Annotated in this window: 17 protein-coding genes; 5 read left to right on the top strand and 12 right to left on the bottom strand. The window is 36.5% G+C overall.

Annotation, left to right across the window (positions count from 1 at the left end):
* Window positions 1–468 precede the first annotated feature (468 nt).
* The 3 genes from croR (at window position 469) to serS (ending at window position 3,898) form a co-directional block, all read left to right on the top strand.
* Entirely contained in the window at window positions 469–1,158 is a 690-nt protein-coding gene (gene croR, locus KUA55_RS16130) for a response regulator transcription factor CroR (protein WP_218327423.1), read from the top strand.
* The gene (locus KUA55_RS16125; protein ID WP_218327422.1) at window positions 1,148–2,323 is read left to right on the top strand and encodes a sensor histidine kinase; all 1,176 of its coding nucleotides are present in this window, start codon (window positions 1,148–1,150) and stop codon (window positions 2,321–2,323) included. The genes croR and KUA55_RS16125 overlap by 11 nt, the downstream gene beginning before the upstream one ends.
* 294 nt (window positions 2,324–2,617) lie before the next feature.
* Window positions 2,618–3,898 (top strand): serine--tRNA ligase, encoded by a 1,281-nt coding sequence (serS, locus tag KUA55_RS16120; RefSeq protein WP_218327421.1) that lies wholly within the window; start codon window positions 2,618–2,620, stop codon window positions 3,896–3,898.
* A gap of 39 nt (window positions 3,899–3,937) precedes the next feature.
* Here the strand turns inward: serS and KUA55_RS16115 are convergent, their stop codons facing one another.
* The 5 genes from KUA55_RS16115 to KUA55_RS16095 all read right to left on the bottom strand — a co-directional run bounded on the left by KUA55_RS16115 (window position 3,938) and on the right by KUA55_RS16095 (window position 8,476).
* Entirely contained in the window at window positions 3,938–4,846 is a 909-nt protein-coding gene (locus KUA55_RS16115; RefSeq protein WP_218327420.1) for a serine hydrolase, read from the bottom strand.
* Window positions 4,847–4,963: 117 nt separating this feature from the next.
* Window positions 4,964–5,335 carry a nuclear transport factor 2 family protein gene (locus KUA55_RS16110; protein ID WP_218327419.1) on the bottom strand — a complete coding sequence of 124 codons (372 nt, stop codon included), beginning with the start codon at window positions 5,333–5,335 and terminating at the stop codon, window positions 4,964–4,966.
* The gene (locus KUA55_RS16105) at window positions 5,328–6,323 is read right to left on the bottom strand and encodes an acetamidase/formamidase family protein (protein ID WP_218327418.1); all 996 of its coding nucleotides are present in this window, start codon (window positions 6,321–6,323) and stop codon (window positions 5,328–5,330) included. The genes KUA55_RS16110 and KUA55_RS16105 overlap by 8 nt, the downstream gene beginning before the upstream one ends.
* A gap of 90 nt (window positions 6,324–6,413) precedes the next feature.
* Window positions 6,414–7,898 carry an IMP dehydrogenase gene (gene guaB / locus KUA55_RS16100; RefSeq protein WP_218327417.1) on the bottom strand — a complete coding sequence of 495 codons (1,485 nt, stop codon included), beginning with the start codon at window positions 7,896–7,898 and terminating at the stop codon, window positions 6,414–6,416.
* Window positions 7,899–7,990: 92 nt separating this feature from the next.
* Window positions 7,991–8,476, bottom strand: a complete 486-nt coding sequence (locus KUA55_RS16095) for a MerR family transcriptional regulator (protein WP_218327416.1) — start codon at window positions 8,474–8,476, stop codon at window positions 7,991–7,993.
* Window positions 8,477–8,617: 141 nt separating this feature from the next.
* On the opposite strand from KUA55_RS16095, the gene KUA55_RS16090 reads away from it, so the two are divergent.
* The gene (locus KUA55_RS16090; RefSeq protein WP_218327415.1) at window positions 8,618–10,087 is read left to right on the top strand and encodes an MDR family MFS transporter; all 1,470 of its coding nucleotides are present in this window, start codon (window positions 8,618–8,620) and stop codon (window positions 10,085–10,087) included.
* Window positions 10,084–10,788: a DUF4811 domain-containing protein gene (locus KUA55_RS16085; RefSeq protein WP_218327414.1), complete on the top strand. Its 705-nt coding sequence runs from the start codon at window positions 10,084–10,086 to the stop codon at window positions 10,786–10,788. The genes KUA55_RS16090 and KUA55_RS16085 overlap by 4 nt, the downstream gene beginning before the upstream one ends.
* A gap of 46 nt (window positions 10,789–10,834) precedes the next feature.
* On the opposite strand, the gene rplI is transcribed toward KUA55_RS16085, so the two are convergent.
* The 7 genes from rplI to gyrA all read right to left on the bottom strand — a co-directional run bounded on the left by rplI (window position 10,835) and on the right by gyrA (window position 17,837).
* Window positions 10,835–11,287, bottom strand: coding sequence for a 50S ribosomal protein L9 (gene rplI / locus KUA55_RS16080; protein ID WP_218327413.1), 453 nt, complete (start codon window positions 11,285–11,287; stop codon window positions 10,835–10,837).
* A gap of 1 nt (window position 11,288) precedes the next feature.
* Entirely contained in the window at window positions 11,289–13,256 is a 1,968-nt protein-coding gene (locus KUA55_RS16075; protein ID WP_218327412.1) for a DHH family phosphoesterase, read from the bottom strand.
* A 135-nt stretch (window positions 13,257–13,391) separates the two neighbouring features.
* Window positions 13,392–13,604 carry a TOBE domain-containing protein gene (locus KUA55_RS16070; RefSeq protein WP_218327411.1) on the bottom strand — a complete coding sequence of 71 codons (213 nt, stop codon included), beginning with the start codon at window positions 13,602–13,604 and terminating at the stop codon, window positions 13,392–13,394.
* 107 nt (window positions 13,605–13,711) lie between these two features.
* Complete coding sequence (rpsR, locus tag KUA55_RS16065) at window positions 13,712–13,945, bottom strand: 30S ribosomal protein S18 (protein WP_218327410.1); 234 nt, start codon at window positions 13,943–13,945, stop codon at window positions 13,712–13,714.
* A gap of 22 nt (window positions 13,946–13,967) precedes the next feature.
* Window positions 13,968–14,489, bottom strand: a complete 522-nt coding sequence (gene ssb / locus KUA55_RS16060) for a single-stranded DNA-binding protein (protein WP_218327409.1) — start codon at window positions 14,487–14,489, stop codon at window positions 13,968–13,970.
* A 43-nt stretch (window positions 14,490–14,532) separates the two neighbouring features.
* Window positions 14,533–14,829, bottom strand: a complete 297-nt coding sequence (gene rpsF, locus KUA55_RS16055) for a 30S ribosomal protein S6 (protein ID WP_218327408.1) — start codon at window positions 14,827–14,829, stop codon at window positions 14,533–14,535.
* A 509-nt stretch (window positions 14,830–15,338) separates the two neighbouring features.
* Window positions 15,339–17,837 carry a DNA gyrase subunit A gene (gyrA, locus tag KUA55_RS16050; RefSeq protein WP_281419050.1) on the bottom strand — a complete coding sequence of 833 codons (2,499 nt, stop codon included), beginning with the start codon at window positions 17,835–17,837 and terminating at the stop codon, window positions 15,339–15,341.
* Window positions 17,838–17,844 lie beyond the last annotated feature (7 nt).

The following is a 17,844-nucleotide window of genomic DNA, read 5'->3' as shown; positions in this document are numbered from 1 at the left end:
TGTTCCTATAAATAGGAACGCCCTACACATTTGGTTCGTCTTATTCGTTCAGTTTTCAAAGGTCTATTTCTGTTGCATCAGCAACTTTTATATCATATCACCTTGCCAAGTGAAAGTCAACAACTTTTTTGAATTAATTTTCAAAAAAATAATTTGAAGATTTTCTATTTAATGGCTCTGATTGGCATGTCCTCAACGAGAACATAAAATAATATAACAGTTTTCAAGGCGTTGGTCAACGAAAAAAAAATATTTTTATTCACTTTTTTTAAACCCGATGTATAAATATAAATCAGTGTTTTTTCGTTCGTTTTTTTTGCTTTAATTGATGGAAATCAGCGTTCCCTAAATTATATCTTTCGCTATTTCTATTATTGATTTTTCCTTAACCTATAGTGATGTTTTTTCACTTCCTTAAGATTCTTTGGTAAAATGGGATCATACCCTTATATAGGAGGAATTAGACAAATGAGAATTTTAGTTGCAGACGATGATAAAGAAATTGTTGAACTATTGAGTATCTATTTACACAATGAAGGTTACGAAGTTGTGAAAGCTTATGATGGCAAGGAAGCATTAAGTAAATTACGGACAACTACGGATATTGATCTTTTAATTTTGGACATCATGATGCCAGTGATGGATGGAATGCAAGTTGTCAAAGAATTGCGGAAAGAATCGCAAATCCCAATTATCATGTTGACTGCCAAAACAACCGACATGGATAAAATTAAAGGATTGGTTGCTGGTGCTGATGATTATGTAACAAAACCATTTAATCCTTTAGAAGTAATGGCACGGGTAAAATCTTTGTTACGCCGAACAAAAATGGCAGTTGCCGAAGAACAACCGGATATATTAGAAATCCAATCATTGATTATTAACAAGGATTCCCATGAAGTTAAAACAATGGATGGCAAAGAAATCCAACTAACAGCTTTAGAGTTTGGAATTTTGTATTTATTAGCTAGTCATCCAAATCGGGTTTTCTCAGCCGATGAAATATTTGAACGGGTATGGAAACAAGAAAGTATCGTTTCAGCAAAAACTGTTATGGTTCACGTAAGTCACTTGCGGGATAAAATTGAAGACGCAACCGACGGTGAAAAAGTCATTCAAACAGTTTGGGGTGTAGGATACAAGATTGATGCCAAATAGAGTAGAAAAAAAGCGGCGAATCACTTTAACTTCAAAGGAAATCAGTGAATTAATTGCTGAAGGGATCGTGACGGTGATTATTTTACTTCTATTAAATGTTGCATTAATGGTACTGATTTCTCAATTATTAAATAATTCGCCAGATTTACAAGATGCAGTCTACCGTTCTAGAAATATTTTTGCCAACAACTACAACAGCGATATTTTTTTAAGCGGCCGCTATTTTATTATTCCTTTTTTCTTAGTAGTGGATGCCTTAGTCGTCTTTTGGCGTTTGATTCGTCGTTATCGTCAAATGCAGCTGCGTCATATCATCAATGAATTACATTTTATTGCTAATGGCAATTATAATTACCGGATTCCTTTCGAATTGCGGGGGGATTTGAGTAAAGTAGTTTCAAGTATCAATGGTTTAGTTGATAGTACTGTTGCTGCAATTGAAGATGAGCGAGCAATTGAAACTTCTAAGGATGAATTAATAACAAACGTCAGTCACGATATCCGTACTCCATTGACTTCAATTATCGGCTATTTAGGTTTAATTGAAGATGGTCAATATCAAAGCGAAGAGGAATTACGTAAGTATACTGGCATTGCTTATTCCAAAGCTAAACAGATGAAATCCTTAGTAGAAGATTTATTTGAATATACGAAAGTCCGTCAACCAAGCGTCCCTGTGAATTTTATTTCCTTTGACATGGTGCAGTTATTAGAGCAACTAGCTACTGAATTTGAGTTAGAGGCTAGTAAAAAAAACGTCACGATTCAAGTGGAAACTACAGAGAAAAAACTCTTTATGGATGGGGACACAGAAAAGTTAGTGAGGGTTTTTAATAACCTCATTTCTAATGCTTTGAAATACGGTGGCGGAGCTGATCAAATTATTATTTCGATTGAGAGAGAAAATACAGAAGCTGTCATCACAGTTAAAAATAACGGTATACCAATACCGCGTGAATCGTTAGATCAGCTCTTTGACCGTTTTTATCGGGCGGATACTTCTCGCTCGCAAGAAATTAGCGGAACTGGTTTAGGCTTAGCGATTGCTCAAAATATTGTGAATCTTCATGGTGGTTATATTTTTGCTCAGTCGGATGAAAACTGGACTTCATTTATTATTCACTTGCCTTTAGTCAGTAATGTAAAAAATTTAGAAAAGCGTTGACAATAAATTTTTGATTGCTTATACTGTAGTCAATTCATAACAAGCAGGAAACCAAGTACTTCCCTTTTCTTTTTAGAGAGTTGATGGTGGGTGAAAATCAACAGTTAAAGGTTAGGAAATCCAGTTTCATTATTCTGTGCTTTTTGAAAGAGAAGCCGGCAAGCAACCGATATCTGCTACGAGGAGCAGCTGAGTACAGCTGAACTAAGGTGGTACCGCGAAATTCAACATCGTTTCGTCCCTAGACAATAGGGATGAGACGGTGTTTTTTTATTTTAAAGGAGGAAAAGGAAAATGTTAGACGTAAAAATGATTCGCAACAATGTAGAAGAGGTCAAAGAAAAATTAGCGACTCGAGGTGTAGAAGCTGACGTTTTAACTAGATTTATTGATCTAGATGAAAAACGCCGCGAGCTTTTAGTCAAAACCGAAGAGCTTAAAAAATATCGTAATGACGTTTCCAATGAAATTGCCAACTTAAAACGTGAAAAACAAAATGCCGATGAGAAAATTGCTGAAATGCAAGAAGTCGGTGTGAAGATTAAAGACTTTGACGAAGAAGTAGCTACTATCGATGCACAATTAACTGAAATTGCAACAACTTTACCTAACTTGCCTCATGCCGATGTACCAATTGGTGAAGATGAAGATGCCAATGTAGAAAATCGTCGTTGGGGAAAACGAACAACTTTTGAATTTGAACCAAAACCCCATTATGAAGTAGCAGAAGCTTTAGATATTTTAGATTTCGAACGGGGAGCAAAAGTTGCTGGTAGCCGTTTTGTTTATTACAAAGGTTTAGGCGCTCGCTTAGAACGCGCTGTTTATAACTTTATGTTGGATCAACATATTTATGAACACGGTTATACTGAAATGATTACGCCTTATTTGGTAAACAGCCAAGCAATGTTTGGGACTGGTCAATTTCCCAAATTTAAAGAAGATGTTTTCCAAGTAGAAGACCGCGATTTGACTTTGATTCCAACTGCTGAAGTGCCATTAACTAATTATTATGCTAACGAAATTTTAGAAGGCCGTGACTTACCGATTTACTTTACGGCAATGTCTCCTTCTTTCCGTTCTGAAGCTGGTAGTGCTGGTCGCGATACGCGTGGGTTAATTCGTTTACATCAATTCCACAAAGTTGAAATGGTAAAATTTGCCGACAAAGATACTTCTTATGATGAATTGGAAAAAATGGTCGAAAATGCTGAAGACATCTTACAAAAACTAGAATTACCATACCGCGTAATTACGTTATCAACTGGTGATATGGGCTTCAGTGCAGCGAAAACTTATGACTTAGAAGTTTGGGTACCTGCTCAAAATACTTATCGCGAAATCAGCTCTTGCTCTAACTGTGAAGATTTCCAAGCCCGTCGCGCAATGATTCGTTACCGCGATGCAGATGGTAAAGTCCAATATGCCCACACTCTAAACGGTTCTGGTTTAGCTGTTGGTCGGACAGTTACTGCCATTTTAGAAAATTACCAAAATGCGGATGGTTCTGTGACTGTTCCAGAAGCGTTGGTTCCTTACATGGGTAATGTGCGCGTAATTACCAAAGAAGCTTAATAACAGGAAAAAGATTGATTGAATCGATACTTGATTCAATCAATCTTTTTGTTTGGGATAATTCATTTGAGTTTGCCATACTGCATCTGAAATTGTTGATATCACCATCTCGGCATCGGTTACTTGATTGGTATACACCGTTAATATATAAGGATGTTCACCATAAAAAATGCCTACATCATGAACATACGTATCGTTGGTCCCGATTTTATGGGCTACTTGATTGACAGTATTCTCAGTTGCCAAACGTTCATTGAAAATAGTTTGTTGCATGTCCTTAATCAAATTTTGATAACCTTGATTATCAGCTGCATGCGCATTTAAAATCGCTAGAAGCTTCGCCATATCAGCAGAACTGATTGTATTTTCGCCATTGCTTAGACGCTTTAAATAAGTAACATACCAATCTTTTACGCCTGTCTCATAACCGCCAACTAAATCATAGAGCATATTTTTGGCAATATTATCAGATACTGTAATTACAAGTTCAGTTAATTCCTCGACTGTATAAGCAGGCTGAATGTCATTTTGAATCGTACCCGTACCTGATTCAAAGAAAGCCTCTTGATAGGGAATTTCTTGCTCCCAAGATAGATTTCCAGCAGCTATTTGATCGCTTATCAGCATTACTAATGGAACTTTTGTTGTGCTGGCAGCTACAAAAGTTTGTTCACCATTAATAGAAGTTTCTTGACCAGTTGCCAAATCCAAATATGTAACGGCAATTTCACCATCGATTTGCTGAGCTTGATTTTCTAGCGTAGTTTGCATTGTTTGATAAAACTGTTTTTCCTCGGTTGTTGGTGTTTTTTTTATAAAGTCGCTTGTATCATTTACGGTAACTTTGAGTGTTTTTGTATCACTGGCTTGACTGCTATCTGGCTGCAGTTGAATAAAATACCAAAAGATACTGGTAATAATCACTGCACTGGTGGTAAGCCACTTCATTATTTTTTTACTCTTCACTTAATCGACACCTTATTGTTATCATTTTTTTCGTCTGTCGCTTATTTTAGCAAACTATTCAGAAAAAAACAGGAATAAATCATAAAAATATGGCGAAAATTAGCCAATCTTGCGTTGAGTAAATTTCCAACTACCATCAATTTTTACTAAACGATGGTTAATTTGGCTAACGTCAGCAATCGTTTTGTTTTCTTTTTCGACAATTAACAAAATCGAAGTCGCTTCCGCGGTCTGATCTGTTAGCTGTGTAATCATGATTGAGTTCGTAAGGTGAAGATCATCGGACTCTTTTTCCCAAGTGCGAGCAATAAAATTAGCCAATTGTTCTTGACCTGTAGTACTACCTAAAACTCCGGTAATTTCACCATCTTCTGTAAACAAAGCAAGATATTCTTTAACTTTTCGCTGATTGGCATATTGATCAGCCAAAGTAATTAATTGATGGATTTCCATGTAATCTTGATTATTCATTTTTTTCACCTCGCAAGGATTGGTTGATTTGTTGAGTTAATTTTTGGTCGAAAACATTTTTTGGAATTTTAACATGAATTTCTTTTGGCGGTTTAGTGGCATAAGCTGTCTGAATTTGGTTCGCATATTGTGTCACTCTGAAATCCATCACCATTGAAGCTAAAGAATAAACTTCTGATTCATCTAAATCAGTGGTAATCGACAGCCAATCAATTACATTTCTTAAACCATTAACTAAAGCATCATCTAAACTTTCATCAGAAAAACCAAAAGTATACCAAGCATCTTCAGTTTCAACGACTGGTACTTTGATGCTACCTTTACGAATTGTTACCTTCAGATCTAAGCGTTCTGCTGCTGTTTCAATTCCAGTTTGATCCACCACACCCTCGCCTTCTCGGGCATTAATATTTCCAATCCACAAACGTCCACCTGGTTTAAAAACCGGCAAGAAAAGTGTTGCTCCCACAGCAAATTGCGGCAACACTAAATTTCCTCCGTAATTTCCTGCTAGAATCGCACTGGTTTCCTCTTCACCTGCTGGCTCTACGCCAATCACTCCTAAAAAAGGTCGTAAATCAAAACTCACCCCTTTAACAAAATGAGTATGCGTCCGGGCTTCATTGAACTTAAAATAATGCAAATAAGGTTCTTTAAAATCTTCAGGTAAAGCACCGACACCTAAAGGAAATGAGTTCCACCCCCAACTAATTGGTCGTAATTTAGTCAAATTTATTTCTAAAATATCGCCTGGCTGTACTTCTTTCACTACTACTGGGCCATTCATTGAATAAGGACCTTTAGGATATTTATGACGTAACGGCTCTCTTGAGGCAAAATCCAACCCATAAGTTGCTTCATTGCCCCAATGAGTCCATGTGTTAACGTAACTAACCGTTTCACCAGAATCAATTTCAACTGCTGGTGGTGCTTTAGGGTCTAAAAAACCTGAACGAACGGTATCTTGGTTAGAGACTATTTCTTTCATGATAATCACTCCTGACATTTTCGCCATTATACACCTTTTCGTAAAATTCCAATAAAAAAAGAGCTAAGCACAAGCTTAACTCTAAAAATATCATTGTTCTACTGAATAGTTTGGTGCTTCTTTTGTGATTTGAACATCGTGAGGATGTGATTCCCGTAAGCCATTGCCACTCATTTGAACAAATTGGGCATTGTCTCGTAAATCTTTCAAATTCGCCGCTCCAACATAACCCATACCAGCTTTTAATCCGCCAGTCATTTGGAAAATAATGTCTGAAACTTCACCTTTGTATGCTACACGACCCTCTATTCCTTCAGGAACCAATTTATTAGCTTCATTTACACCACTTTGGAAATAACGATCACTTGAGCCTTTTTCCATCGCACCTAATGAACCCATGCCACGATATGTTTTAAAGCGACGGCCTTGATAAATTTCAAATTCACCTGGTGATTCATCCGTTCCGGCTAACATTGAACCTAGCATTACAGCATGTCCGCCGGCAGCTAAAGCTTTTACAATATCACCAGAATATTTGATACCGCCATCGGCAATAATTGCTTTACCATATTGACGCGCCACTGAAGCGGCATCGTAAATAGCCGTTAATTGAGGAACCCCAACACCCGCAACTACTCGAGTTGTACAAATTGAACCAGGACCGATACCAACTTTTACCACGTCTACACCAGCATCATACAAAGCTTTTGCACCTTCAGCTGTCGCAATATTTCCAGCAATCAAAGTCGCTTCTGGGAAAGTTTTGCGGATTTCAGAAATCTTACGAATAACACCAGCACTATGACCGTGGGCAGTATCGATGACAATTGCATCAACACCTGCTTTAATCAATGCTTCAGAGCGTTCAAAAGTATCACTCGTCACACCAACAGCAGCTGCTACTAACAAGCGACCATGTTCATCTTTGGCAGCATTAGGAAATTCAATTACTTTTTCAATATCTTTAATTGTAATTAAACCACTCAAACGACCATCTTCATCAACAATCGGTAATTTTTCAATTTTATGTTGTTGTAATAAGACTTCAGCATCTTCTAGTTTCGTCCCAACCGGTGCCGTCACTAGATTGTCTTTAGTCATTACTTGGAAGATTTGTTGATTGTAATCTGTCACAAAACGCATGTCACGATTGGTAATGATTCCAACTAATTTGCGATTTTCCATTGTTTCAACAATTGGCACACCGCTGATACGATAACGACTCATTAAGTTTTCAGCGTCTTGTACTTTATGTTCTGGTGTTAAGAAGAACGGATCGATAATTACGCCGCTCTCTGAACGTTTTACTTTACGAACTTCGTCTGCTTGGTCTGCAATGCTCATGTTTTTATGAATCACGCCTAAACCACCTTGGCGCGCCATGGCAATTGCCATTTTACTATCCGTTACAGTATCCATACTAGCACTCATTAACGGTATATTTAATTGCAAGTTCTTTGCTAATTTGACACTCATGTCTACTTCATTTGGCAATACATGACTTTCCGCTGGAATCAATAGCACATCATCAAAGGTTAATCCTTTTTTTGCAAATTTCGTTTCCCAATTAGACATTGTTCGTTACCACTCCTTGATTGATTTTATTTTTATCAATCAAAGTAACAGATGAAAAGAAACTAGTCAATAAGTTCCAGTAAATTCCTCATCTAACCTTCATTATTTTTCATGAAATTGCTTAAATCATCATTAGAAAGGGAATAATTTTTCGGCAAAACTTCAAAATATACTTTTTCTGTTAACTGATCACGAATCAATAAAAGCTCTTCTTCTCCTTCAAAACCAGCCAAATGAACAGTTGTATAGCGATCATTAAAAGTGTTGATGCCACGATAAATTAAATGAAATAAAATTTTCGCCTGATGAATATCCCGTTGCTGCTCTTGAGCTTTTTCAACTGCAGTAGTCAAAGTAAAACCTTCATCTAAATAACTTTTAATCATTTCAACTTTTACCACAACCGGCAAACGATAACGACGATTGCCTTTATTTTCTGTATCTATCGATTCGATATAACCTTTTTCCTCCCAATAACGCAATTGGCGAGGAGAGACTTCTGTCATTTTACTTAATTCACTGATACCGACTACTAAATCATCGCTTTCCAATAATTGTCTGACCGTCGATTTTTTCATTCAGTGCACCTCATTTCATTTATAAATTATACTTTCTCTATCAAGCGTGTCAAGTAAGTTGACAAAAATCACAAGTAGCAGTAAATTAACAAACGGATATTAATATTTCAGAAAATTTTCACAAGAGAGGATGTGAAGATCGTGAGTAAATCTCAAACGGTCGATATTTATGGAAAACCTTACAATCGTTCCTTATTAGTAATGGTCTTATTAATTGGAACATTTTGTACGGTTTTGAATCAAACTTTACTAACAACAGCCTTCCCAACTTTAATGAAGGCTTTTAACATTTCAGCCTCAAGTGTCCAATGGTTGACGACTGGTTTCTTACTAGTCAATGGGATTATGATCCCCATCAGTGCTTTTTTAATTAATCGTTTCGAATCAAAGAAACTTTATTTAGGAGCCATGAGCATCTTTTTAGCAGGAACAATCATTTGTTTCTTCGCTCCTAGCTTTGTTATTTTGTTAACTGGACGTTTAGTACAAGCAGCTGGTGTTGGTATTTCAATGCCCTTATTACAAAACATTATGTTGTCGATTTTCCCACCTGAAAAACGTGGTTCCGCCATGGGAATGAGCGGGATCGTTATCGGACTTGCACCTGCCTTGGGACCAACTTTATCTGGTTTTATTATTGATAATTATCAATGGCGAGATCTTTTCGGAATGGTTATTCCGATTGTGGTGTTAGTTTTAATCTTGGCTTTCTTCTTAATGAAGAGCGTCATCCAATTAACACATCCTACAATTGATGTTTTATCTGCTTTACTATCAACGATTGGATTTGGTAGCTTACTTTACGGCTTCTCTTCTGTTGGAGATGATGGTTGGGGCAGTGCTAAAGTATTAGGCTTTTTATTTGTCGGTGTTGTGGTAATTATAGCTTTTGCATGGCGTCAATTGCATTCTGAACACCCATTCTTAGAACTACGGGTATTTAAATCCCCTACCTTTACAATCGCTGCTATCTTATCTGGGGTAGTTAATATGGCCATGGTAGGAGCCGAACTAGTACTTCCATTATATATTCAAAATATTCGCGGTGAATCAGCCTTTCATTCTGGCTTAATGTTATTACCAGGTGCTTTGGTAATGGCACCAATGATGCCAATTACTGGTGCTATTTTTGATAAATATGGTGCCAAACGCTTAGCCATTAGCGGCATGTTTATTTTAACGGCAGCAACTTTACCTTTTGCCTTTTTAACAGCTGAAACACCAATTGCCATGATTGTAATTTTATACGCCATCCGGATGTTTGGGATTTCAATGGTCATGATGCCCGTCACAACTTCTGGGATGAATGCTCTGCCAATGAACTTAATTTCTCATGGTACAGCAGTGAATAATACTTTCCGCCAAATTGCCAGCTCCATCGGGACAGCTATTTTAATTAGTATTTTAACAAATGTTACTAAAGGGAATTTACCTTCTAATGGTTTATTAAAAGCTTTACCATTGCAATACAAGCATCAAGCCCTTAACGCTACTTTGTCTGGCTATCATGCAGCCTTTTATACAGCCGTAGCATTTGGATTAGTTGGTTTTGCTATCACCTTCTTCTTAAAGAAAAAAGAAGTTCTTGTTAAAGGAGGCGTAGCAAAATGATTTTATTGATTACTGTATTAAGTGTTGTCGCCTTTGCCTTTACTAATATTTTTGCTAAAAAAACTTGGCAAACATTTCTATCGGTCATTTTTGCAGGAGTTTTTATTTTAAGTCTTGGTTTAATTGTCGCAAATGATCAATATCATTACGGTATGAAAAAAGAAACTGTGACAACCACAAAAACATTGAAATCTAGTAGTCCCAATTCACCAGTCAACATGCTTTTATATCAGCCTTTAGGTAATGGTACAGAAAAAATTTATTTGTATAAAACCAATGAATCACAAAAAAAATTAAGTCAAACTGGTACGGATAAAGTCACCAACAAAGTGAACGAACACGCTGCTAACAATCAAATTGTTACGAAAAAAATACGTTGGGTTTATCAAAATGATACAATGAAAACACTCTTTGGTTTAACTAGTAAAAATAAAGAAAAGATCAAAGAAATAAATACATTTGATGTTTCTGATAACTGGCTCGTTTTAAGTACTACCCAAGCAAAAAAGCTAGCTAAACAAGTGGAAGAAAATCAAGCAAACATGCAAACAGAAGCACAAGCTTTTGTAACAGACAGGATAAAAACCGCCTTGATGGCAAATCCTAGCTTAACTGCTGATCAACAAAAACAAATTCAAGCAGAAGCAACTGCTGAATATCAACAACAAGCAATTGCAAAATTAGTCACTGAAATCAAATAAAAAAGACTTGAGAAACCTAAATTATAGGTATCTCAAGTCTTTCTTTTTATTCTTGAACGACGTGGACTTTAATCACACCACTCACCTGAGTGTGTAATTTTACCGGTACATTCGTATAGCCTAATGCACGAATTGGATTTTCCAATTCAATTTTTCGTTTGTCCAATTTTAAATCATATTGTTTTTTCAAGCCATCTGCAATTTGTTTTGATGGAATCGAACCGAACAGTCGGCCATCTTCCCCTGCTTTAGCCGTTAATTCTACAACTGTATCTTCTTGGGCTAAAAAGTCAGCTTGCTTTTGAGCAGCTGCTAGGTTCTCGGCATCTTTTTTATCTTGTGCTTTCTTCTGAGCACTTAATTCCGCAATTGCACCTTTATTAGCTTCTTTAGCTAAATTATTTTTCAGTAAGTAATTTTGCGCGTAGCCAGTCGGTACTTCTTTAACTTCGCCCTTTTTACCTTTGCCTTTTACATCTGCTAGAAAAATTACTTTCATTCTAATCTTCCTCTCCTTCTGACAATTGCTTGTGAATCGCATCTAATAATTGTTCTTTTGCGCCTTCAATGGTGGTATCAGCTAATTGAGCTGCTGCGTTGCTAAAATGACCTCCTCCGCCTAATGCTTCCATCACCAATTGTACATTGATATTGCCTGCACTTCGAGCTGAAATAGCTGTGACACCATCTTCACGTTTGACGATCACAAAAGCAGCATTGATGTCCACCATAGCCATTAAAGTATCCGCCGTCTTAGCAGCTGTAACACTGTCATATTGTTTCGTGTCACTTCCAGTTGCGATGACGATATCTTTGCTGACATATTCACTCTCACCAATCAGCTTACTAATTTCAAGATACGATTGAATGTCAGTACTTAATAAATATTGTACTAAAGAAGCATCTGCCCCACAAGTTTTCAAATAACTTGCTACATCAAAAGTTCTTGATGTCGTGCGAACAGCAAAATTCTTCGTATCCACCGTAATACCCGCTAATAATAAAGTTGCTTCCAGTTTAGACATCCGTTGATGATCATTACTTTCAAATTGAATTAATTCAGTCACCAACTCTGATGCTGAGGAAGCTGAAGACTCAATATAAGTCAACAAAGAGTTCTCTGGAAACTCTTCACCGCGACGATGATGATCAATAATCACGATATTATCAAACTGTTCATATAATTCTTGAGAAATCGATAGTGATGGCCTATGGTAATCAACCATAACTAATAAATCTCCTGTTTTACGTTGGCGTTTTGCTGCTTCTGGAGAAATTAATAAGCCTTCTAATTCCCCACTTTTGTGAATCTCAGCCAGACAACGCTCCACATCAGGAATTGTTTCTTTTTCATTAATCACAACTTGGACTTTCTTATCATGGAAACGTGCTAAGCAAGCGACACCAAAAGCCGAACCAATCGCATCCATGTCAGGAAAACGATGTCCCATCACAAAAACATTCCCAGTTTGTTTAAACACATTTTTTAAAGCCGTCGACATTGCCCGCGATCTGACTCTAGTTCTTTTTGTTGCACTTGCAGAGTTACCACCATAAAATATCGGTCTAGACCCATCGCTCGTGTCTTGTACAACAACCTGATCACCGCCTCGTACTAGAGCAATATCTAAATTATTTTGTGCCGTATCACCAATGACCTCTAAAGATGATTTACCATAACTAATACCCATACTAACGGTTAATACCATATCTTCTTTTTCAGCCGAAATGCGAATATGTTCTAACAGATCAAAATTGTCTTCAATCATTTTCTCTAAATCTTCGTAACGTGCTAAAAAGAAAAAACGTTCAGCATTGATTCGTTTGTAATAAATTTGATAAGAATCCATCCAGTCAGATATAATAGTTGTAATGAACGAGTTGACGTAAGATATTTCTTTGTCATCTCGTTTATCTGTCACATCATCATAATTATCCACAGATAATATACCGACAACTGATTGCAAATTCTTCTCTTGTTTTTCCAAATCAACTTCTTTGGTAATATCAATCAAGTAAACAATTCGCTTATCTAAATCTAAGTTGAAACGAAATATGGTATCATCCAGTCGGTAATTATATTTCTCTTTTTCATTTCGCTGAATTAATTCATTGACCATATCTTGTTGATCAGCTTGATTTAATTCTGAAATCTTATCTGTGATATAGGGATTGGTCCAAGTAAACATTTGTTTTTCATTCCAAACAATAATCCCCACAGGCATTTCTTTTGAAACATAGGTAAGAGCATCCTCAGCAACTTGACTCGCTTGAGTAATTTTTTGTTGATTAGTAATCATGACATTATTACGCTCAACAAACAAAAAACCTAATAGCATTATGTCAATTAAAACAACAATTATTATGGTAATAAGATTAATTGGTAAAAAAGCAATTGCCAAAAATTGCATTACCAATAGAACTAAGAAGATTAAAAAAGGCCAGTTTAAGTTGGCAGTTTTTCTCATATAAAACCTCCTAACAAGCCTTATTTTACCACATTCTATGCTTTGAGGCGAGACTCTATGTTTCACGTGAAACTTACAATTATTTTCAAAAAAAAGAATCGATTAGCAACGAGCCAATCGATTCCTGTCTGCATATTATTCGTCAACGCCAACCATTACTGATGTTGCTTTGACAATTGCATAAGCTTCTTTTCCAACTTCTAATCCTAAAGATTTAATTGAATCCATAGTAATTGATGAAACAATCTCTTGTCCATCTGCAATTTCGATTGTTACGATACCATTTACGGCACCTTCTTTAATATTAGTGATTTTACCTTTAATTTGATTGCGAGCACTAAATTTCATTATTTTTCCTCTTTTCTATTTTCTGATTTCTTATAAATTATATCATAAATAATAAAAAGATATAAGAAAAAAGATTAGCTTTTCAGCTAATCTTCATTATTTTTAATTTATTCTTCTGAAACAAATGGTAAAAGACCCATAATACGAGCGCGTTTAACTGCGATAGTAATTTTACGTTGGTTTTTAGCGCTTGTGCCTGTTACACGACGAGGTAAAATTTTACCACGTTCTGAAATGAATCGTTTTAATAATTCAGTATCTTTATAATCAATATATTCAATATGGTTCGCTGCAATATAGTCTACTTTACGACGTTTGCGACCTCTTCTTTGTTGTGCCATCCTGTTTCCCTCCTATCAATTGTTAGAATGGTAAATCATCATCTGAAATATCAATCGCGGAACCACTAAATGGATCACTGTCACGATCGAAATTCGGCATGCTGTTATTTGCTGACTGTTGTGGTGCTTGTCCTTGATCAAAATTGTTGTTGAAATTATTGCCACCAGCATTCGCAGTATTACCAATATTATTGTTAGGATTTGGTTGGCGTTGCTCATTCGCTCCGCGCGGTTCTAACATTTGGAAATTGTCTGCAACCACTTCGGTTACATAAACTTTTTGTCCTTGTTGATTTTCATAATTTCTCGTTTGAATTCGACCAGTCACACCAATAAGTGAACCTTTACGAGCAAAGTTCGCAAAATTTTCAGCTGCTTTACGCCAAATTACACAATTGATAAAGTCTGCTTCACGATTACCACTTTGGTTCGTAAAATTACGATTAACCGCTACGGTAAAAGTTGCTACAGCTTGACCACTAGATGTATAGCGTAAATCGGGATCCTTAGTTAAACGACCTACTAAAACAACATTATTAATCAAGTAAAGCCAGCTCCTCTCTCTTTAACTGTTTCACGTGAAACAATTACTCTTCAATTTTAACGATCATGTGACGGATAATGTCGTCATTGATTTTTGCAAGACGATCAAATTCGTTTAATGCATCAACTGAAGTTGGAGCAGTTGCATTGATGATGTGGTAGATACCTTCATTGAAGCCGTTAATTTCGTACGCTAAACGGCGTTTTTCCCAATCTTTAGAATCGATAACTTCGGCACCGTTATCTTTTAAGATCGTATCAAAACGTTCTACTAAAGCAGTTTTTGCTTCTTCATCAATGTTTGGACGAATGATGTATGTGATTTCATACTTCGTGTTCATTGATTTTCACCTCCCTATGGACTTTGGACCCTTAAGCTTTCTTAAGAGTAAGGAGAGTTATCTAAAAATATAGATACTCACAATCATTCATTATACACTTTGCTCTTGCAAAAATCAAGTTTCATAAATAAGATACGAAAAACAATCAAATTATTTTTATTTAATCACGTAAAAATAAACATTTCTAAAAATAAGCAATCAGCCGTTTACCAATCTGATTAACCATTATATAAAATAAAACCAGTAATATATAACGTTTCATTAGTCTTTGTCATTCTGTTTCTGTAAAATACTCCTTAAATTCTTCTGTAGCATTTGTTTTAAATAAATCTCTCTACTCACTTTTTTCCTGGTAATAATTATTTCTCAGTGGCTAATTTACAGCGGATTTGCCACACTATAATTAATTTTAGACCATAAATAAGCTCATGCTAGTAATAAAAGTTTTGTCTGAAAAGTACAAAAAAACAGCTGGAAAAATTTAATTCCCAGCTGAAAAAATTATTTTTTTATTCTTGTGAATCCGAATTTTCTTCAATTGTTTCAATCACTTCAGTTGAATCGGTTTCTTCAATCAATTCTTCTTTTTCCACAATTGCCATGGTGACTACTTTTGCATCGTCTTCCATCTTCATTAAGCGTACACCTAAAGTTGCCCGCCCAGTTTGAGAGACAGCTGCTATATCAAAGCGTATAATCACACCTTTATTGGTAATTAATAAAATATCCTCATCACCACTGACACTAGTTAAACCAGCTAATGGTCCGTTTTTAGCAGTAATATTAGCCGTTTTAATTCCTTTACCACCACGACCTTTGATTGGATACTCAGAAGCTTTAGTACGTTTACCATATCCATTTTCAGTAATGACTAAAACTTCTTGATCTTCTTTCAAGACTGCCGCGCCGATTACGTAATCGTCATCTCTTAGACGAACACCACGAACACCACTAGCAGTTCGGCCCATATCTCGAACATTGACTTCTTTAAAGGTCACTGAGTAACCAGCATGGGTACCTAAAATAATTGTTTCTTCCCCATTGGTTTGTAAAACATTAACTAATTCGTCTTCCTCTTTCAAGCCAATCGCAATTAAACCATTACTGCGAATGTTAGAAAAAGCATTAACCGTTGTCCGTTTTACTGTCCCTTTCTTAGTAACAAAGAATAAGAAATGATCTTTATCCGATTGTCCAGAAACTGCAATGACTGCTTGAATGGTCTCATTAGAATTAACTTCTAATAAATTAATGATTGGAATCCCTTTAGCAGTTCGACCGTATTCAGGGATTTCGTACCCTTTGGCGCGGTAGACTCTACCAGTATTAGTGAAGAATAACAGCGTATCATGAGTTGAACATGAGACAAGATTTTTAACAAAGTCATCATCATGAATGCCCATTCCTTGAACACCTCGGCCGCCACGACGTTGGGCTCTGAACTCGCTTGACGCTACTCGTTTAATATAACCATTATTGGTTAATGTAATCACGACATCTTCTTCTTCAATTAAATCTTCATCTTCTAAACTTAATACTTCTCCGACTAATAACTCAGTTCGGCGATCATCACCATATTTTTGAGAAACTTCTCCTAATTCAGTTTTGATGATTTCAATCACTCGCTCAGGACGGGCTAAAATGTCTTCTAAGTCGCTGATTGTGTTCAGCAGCTCTTGGTATTCATTTTCTATTTTCTCACGTTCTAAGCCTGTTAAACGGCGTAAACGCATATCTAGGATTGCTTGTGCTTGTCGATCAGACAATTCGAAGCGTTCTATTAAGGTACTTTTTGCTACATCATCTGATTCAGAACCACGAATAATCGCAATAATTTCATCAATGTGATCTAGCGCAATTCTTAATCCTTCTAAGATATGTGCTCTTGCTTCAGCCTTGCGTTTATCAAAATTAGTCCGACGAATAATAACTACTTTTTGATGTTCAATATAGTTCACCAAAATTTGTTTTAAGTTTAAAATTTTTGGTACGCCATTTTCAATCGCCAACATGTTAAAGCTAAATGATGTTTGTAATGATGTTAATTTATACAAATTATTCAAAATAACTGATGCACTCATATCACGGCGGACATCTATCACGATCCGCATACCTTCACGAGAAGATTCATCTCGTAAATCAGTAATTCCTTCAATCCGTTTGTCACGATGCAATTCAGAAATTCGTTCGATTAATTTCGCTTTATTGACCATATATGGTAATTCAGTGACTAAAATTCTTTCTTTACCATTTTTTTGTTCAACAATTTCAACTTTTGCTCGAACTGTAATCGAACCGCGACCTGTCTCATAAGCCCGGCGAATGCCGGATTTTCCCATCACCAAACCACCTGTTGGAAAGTCTGGTCCAGGAACGCATTCCATTAATTCAGCTGTTGTTGCATCCGGATTCTCCATCAATAAACCCACTGCTTGACTGACTTCTCGCAAATTGTGGGGTGGAATATTAGTCGCCATCCCTACGGCAATCCCAGTTGCTCCATTGACTAAAAGATTCGGAAAACGAGCTGGTAAAACATCTGGTTCTTGTTCGCTATCGTCGTAGTTACCGTGGAAATCAACTGTATCTTTATTGATGTCTCGTAGCATTTCCATCGCAATTTTACTTAAACGGGCTTCCGTATACCGCATCGCTGCTGCACCATCACCATCGACTGAACCGAAGTTTCCATGGCCATCTACCAACATATTACGGAAACTAAAAGGTTGCGCCATCCGTACCATTGAATCATAAATTGCTGAGTCACCATGGGGATGATATTTCCCCATTACATCGCCGACAATCCGAGCTGATTTTTTATGAGGCTTATCAGGTGTCACTCCTAGTTCATTCATACCGTATAAAATACGACGGTGAACTGGTTTTAATCCATCCCGCACATCTGGTAAAGCACGGGCAACAATCACACTCATGGCATAATCAATGAAGGATTCTCGCATTTCACTGGTTAGATTGACGTCTTGAATATTCTCTCTTCTATCTTCCAAAATTGAT

This window comes from Enterococcus alishanensis, assembly GCF_019218635.1.
Lineage (GTDB): Bacteria > Bacillota > Bacilli > Lactobacillales > Enterococcaceae > Enterococcus_A > Enterococcus_A alishanensis.
This window is presented reverse-complemented; position numbering and strand designations above follow the sequence as displayed.

Coding starts and splice junctions, on each gene's coding strand:
- KUA55_RS16115 (WP_218327420.1), bottom strand. CDS start 4,846: ATGAAGTGGCTTACCACCAGTGCAGTGATTATTACCAGTATCTTTTGG.
- rplI (WP_218327413.1), bottom strand. CDS start 11,287: ATGAAAGTAATTTTTCTAGCAGATGTAAAAGGCAAAGGTAAAAAGGGC.
- KUA55_RS16070 (WP_218327411.1), bottom strand. CDS start 13,604: ATGAAATTTAGTGCTCGCAATCAAATTAAAGGTAAAATCACTAATATT.
- KUA55_RS16085 (WP_218327414.1), top strand. CDS start 10,084: ATGATTTTATTGATTACTGTATTAAGTGTTGTCGCCTTTGCCTTTACT.
- croR (WP_218327423.1), top strand. CDS start 469: ATGAGAATTTTAGTTGCAGACGATGATAAAGAAATTGTTGAACTATTG.
- rpsR (WP_218327410.1), bottom strand. CDS start 13,945: ATGGCACAACAAAGAAGAGGTCGCAAACGTCGTAAAGTAGACTATATT.
- KUA55_RS16075 (WP_218327412.1), bottom strand. CDS start 13,256: ATGAGAAAAACTGCCAACTTAAACTGGCCTTTTTTAATCTTCTTAGTT.
- guaB (WP_218327417.1), bottom strand. CDS start 7,898: ATGTCTAATTGGGAAACGAAATTTGCAAAAAAAGGATTAACCTTTGAT.
- KUA55_RS16095 (WP_218327416.1), bottom strand. CDS start 8,476: ATGAAAAAATCGACGGTCAGACAATTATTGGAAAGCGATGATTTAGTA.
- rpsF (WP_218327408.1), bottom strand. CDS start 14,829: ATGAACACGAAGTATGAAATCACATACATCATTCGTCCAAACATTGAT.
- KUA55_RS16110 (WP_218327419.1), bottom strand. CDS start 5,335: ATGAATAATCAAGATTACATGGAAATCCATCAATTAATTACTTTGGCT.
- KUA55_RS16125 (WP_218327422.1), top strand. CDS start 1,148: ATGCCAAATAGAGTAGAAAAAAAGCGGCGAATCACTTTAACTTCAAAG.
- KUA55_RS16105 (WP_218327418.1), bottom strand. CDS start 6,323: ATGAAAGAAATAGTCTCTAACCAAGATACCGTTCGTTCAGGTTTTTTA.
- serS (WP_218327421.1), top strand. CDS start 2,618: ATGTTAGACGTAAAAATGATTCGCAACAATGTAGAAGAGGTCAAAGAA.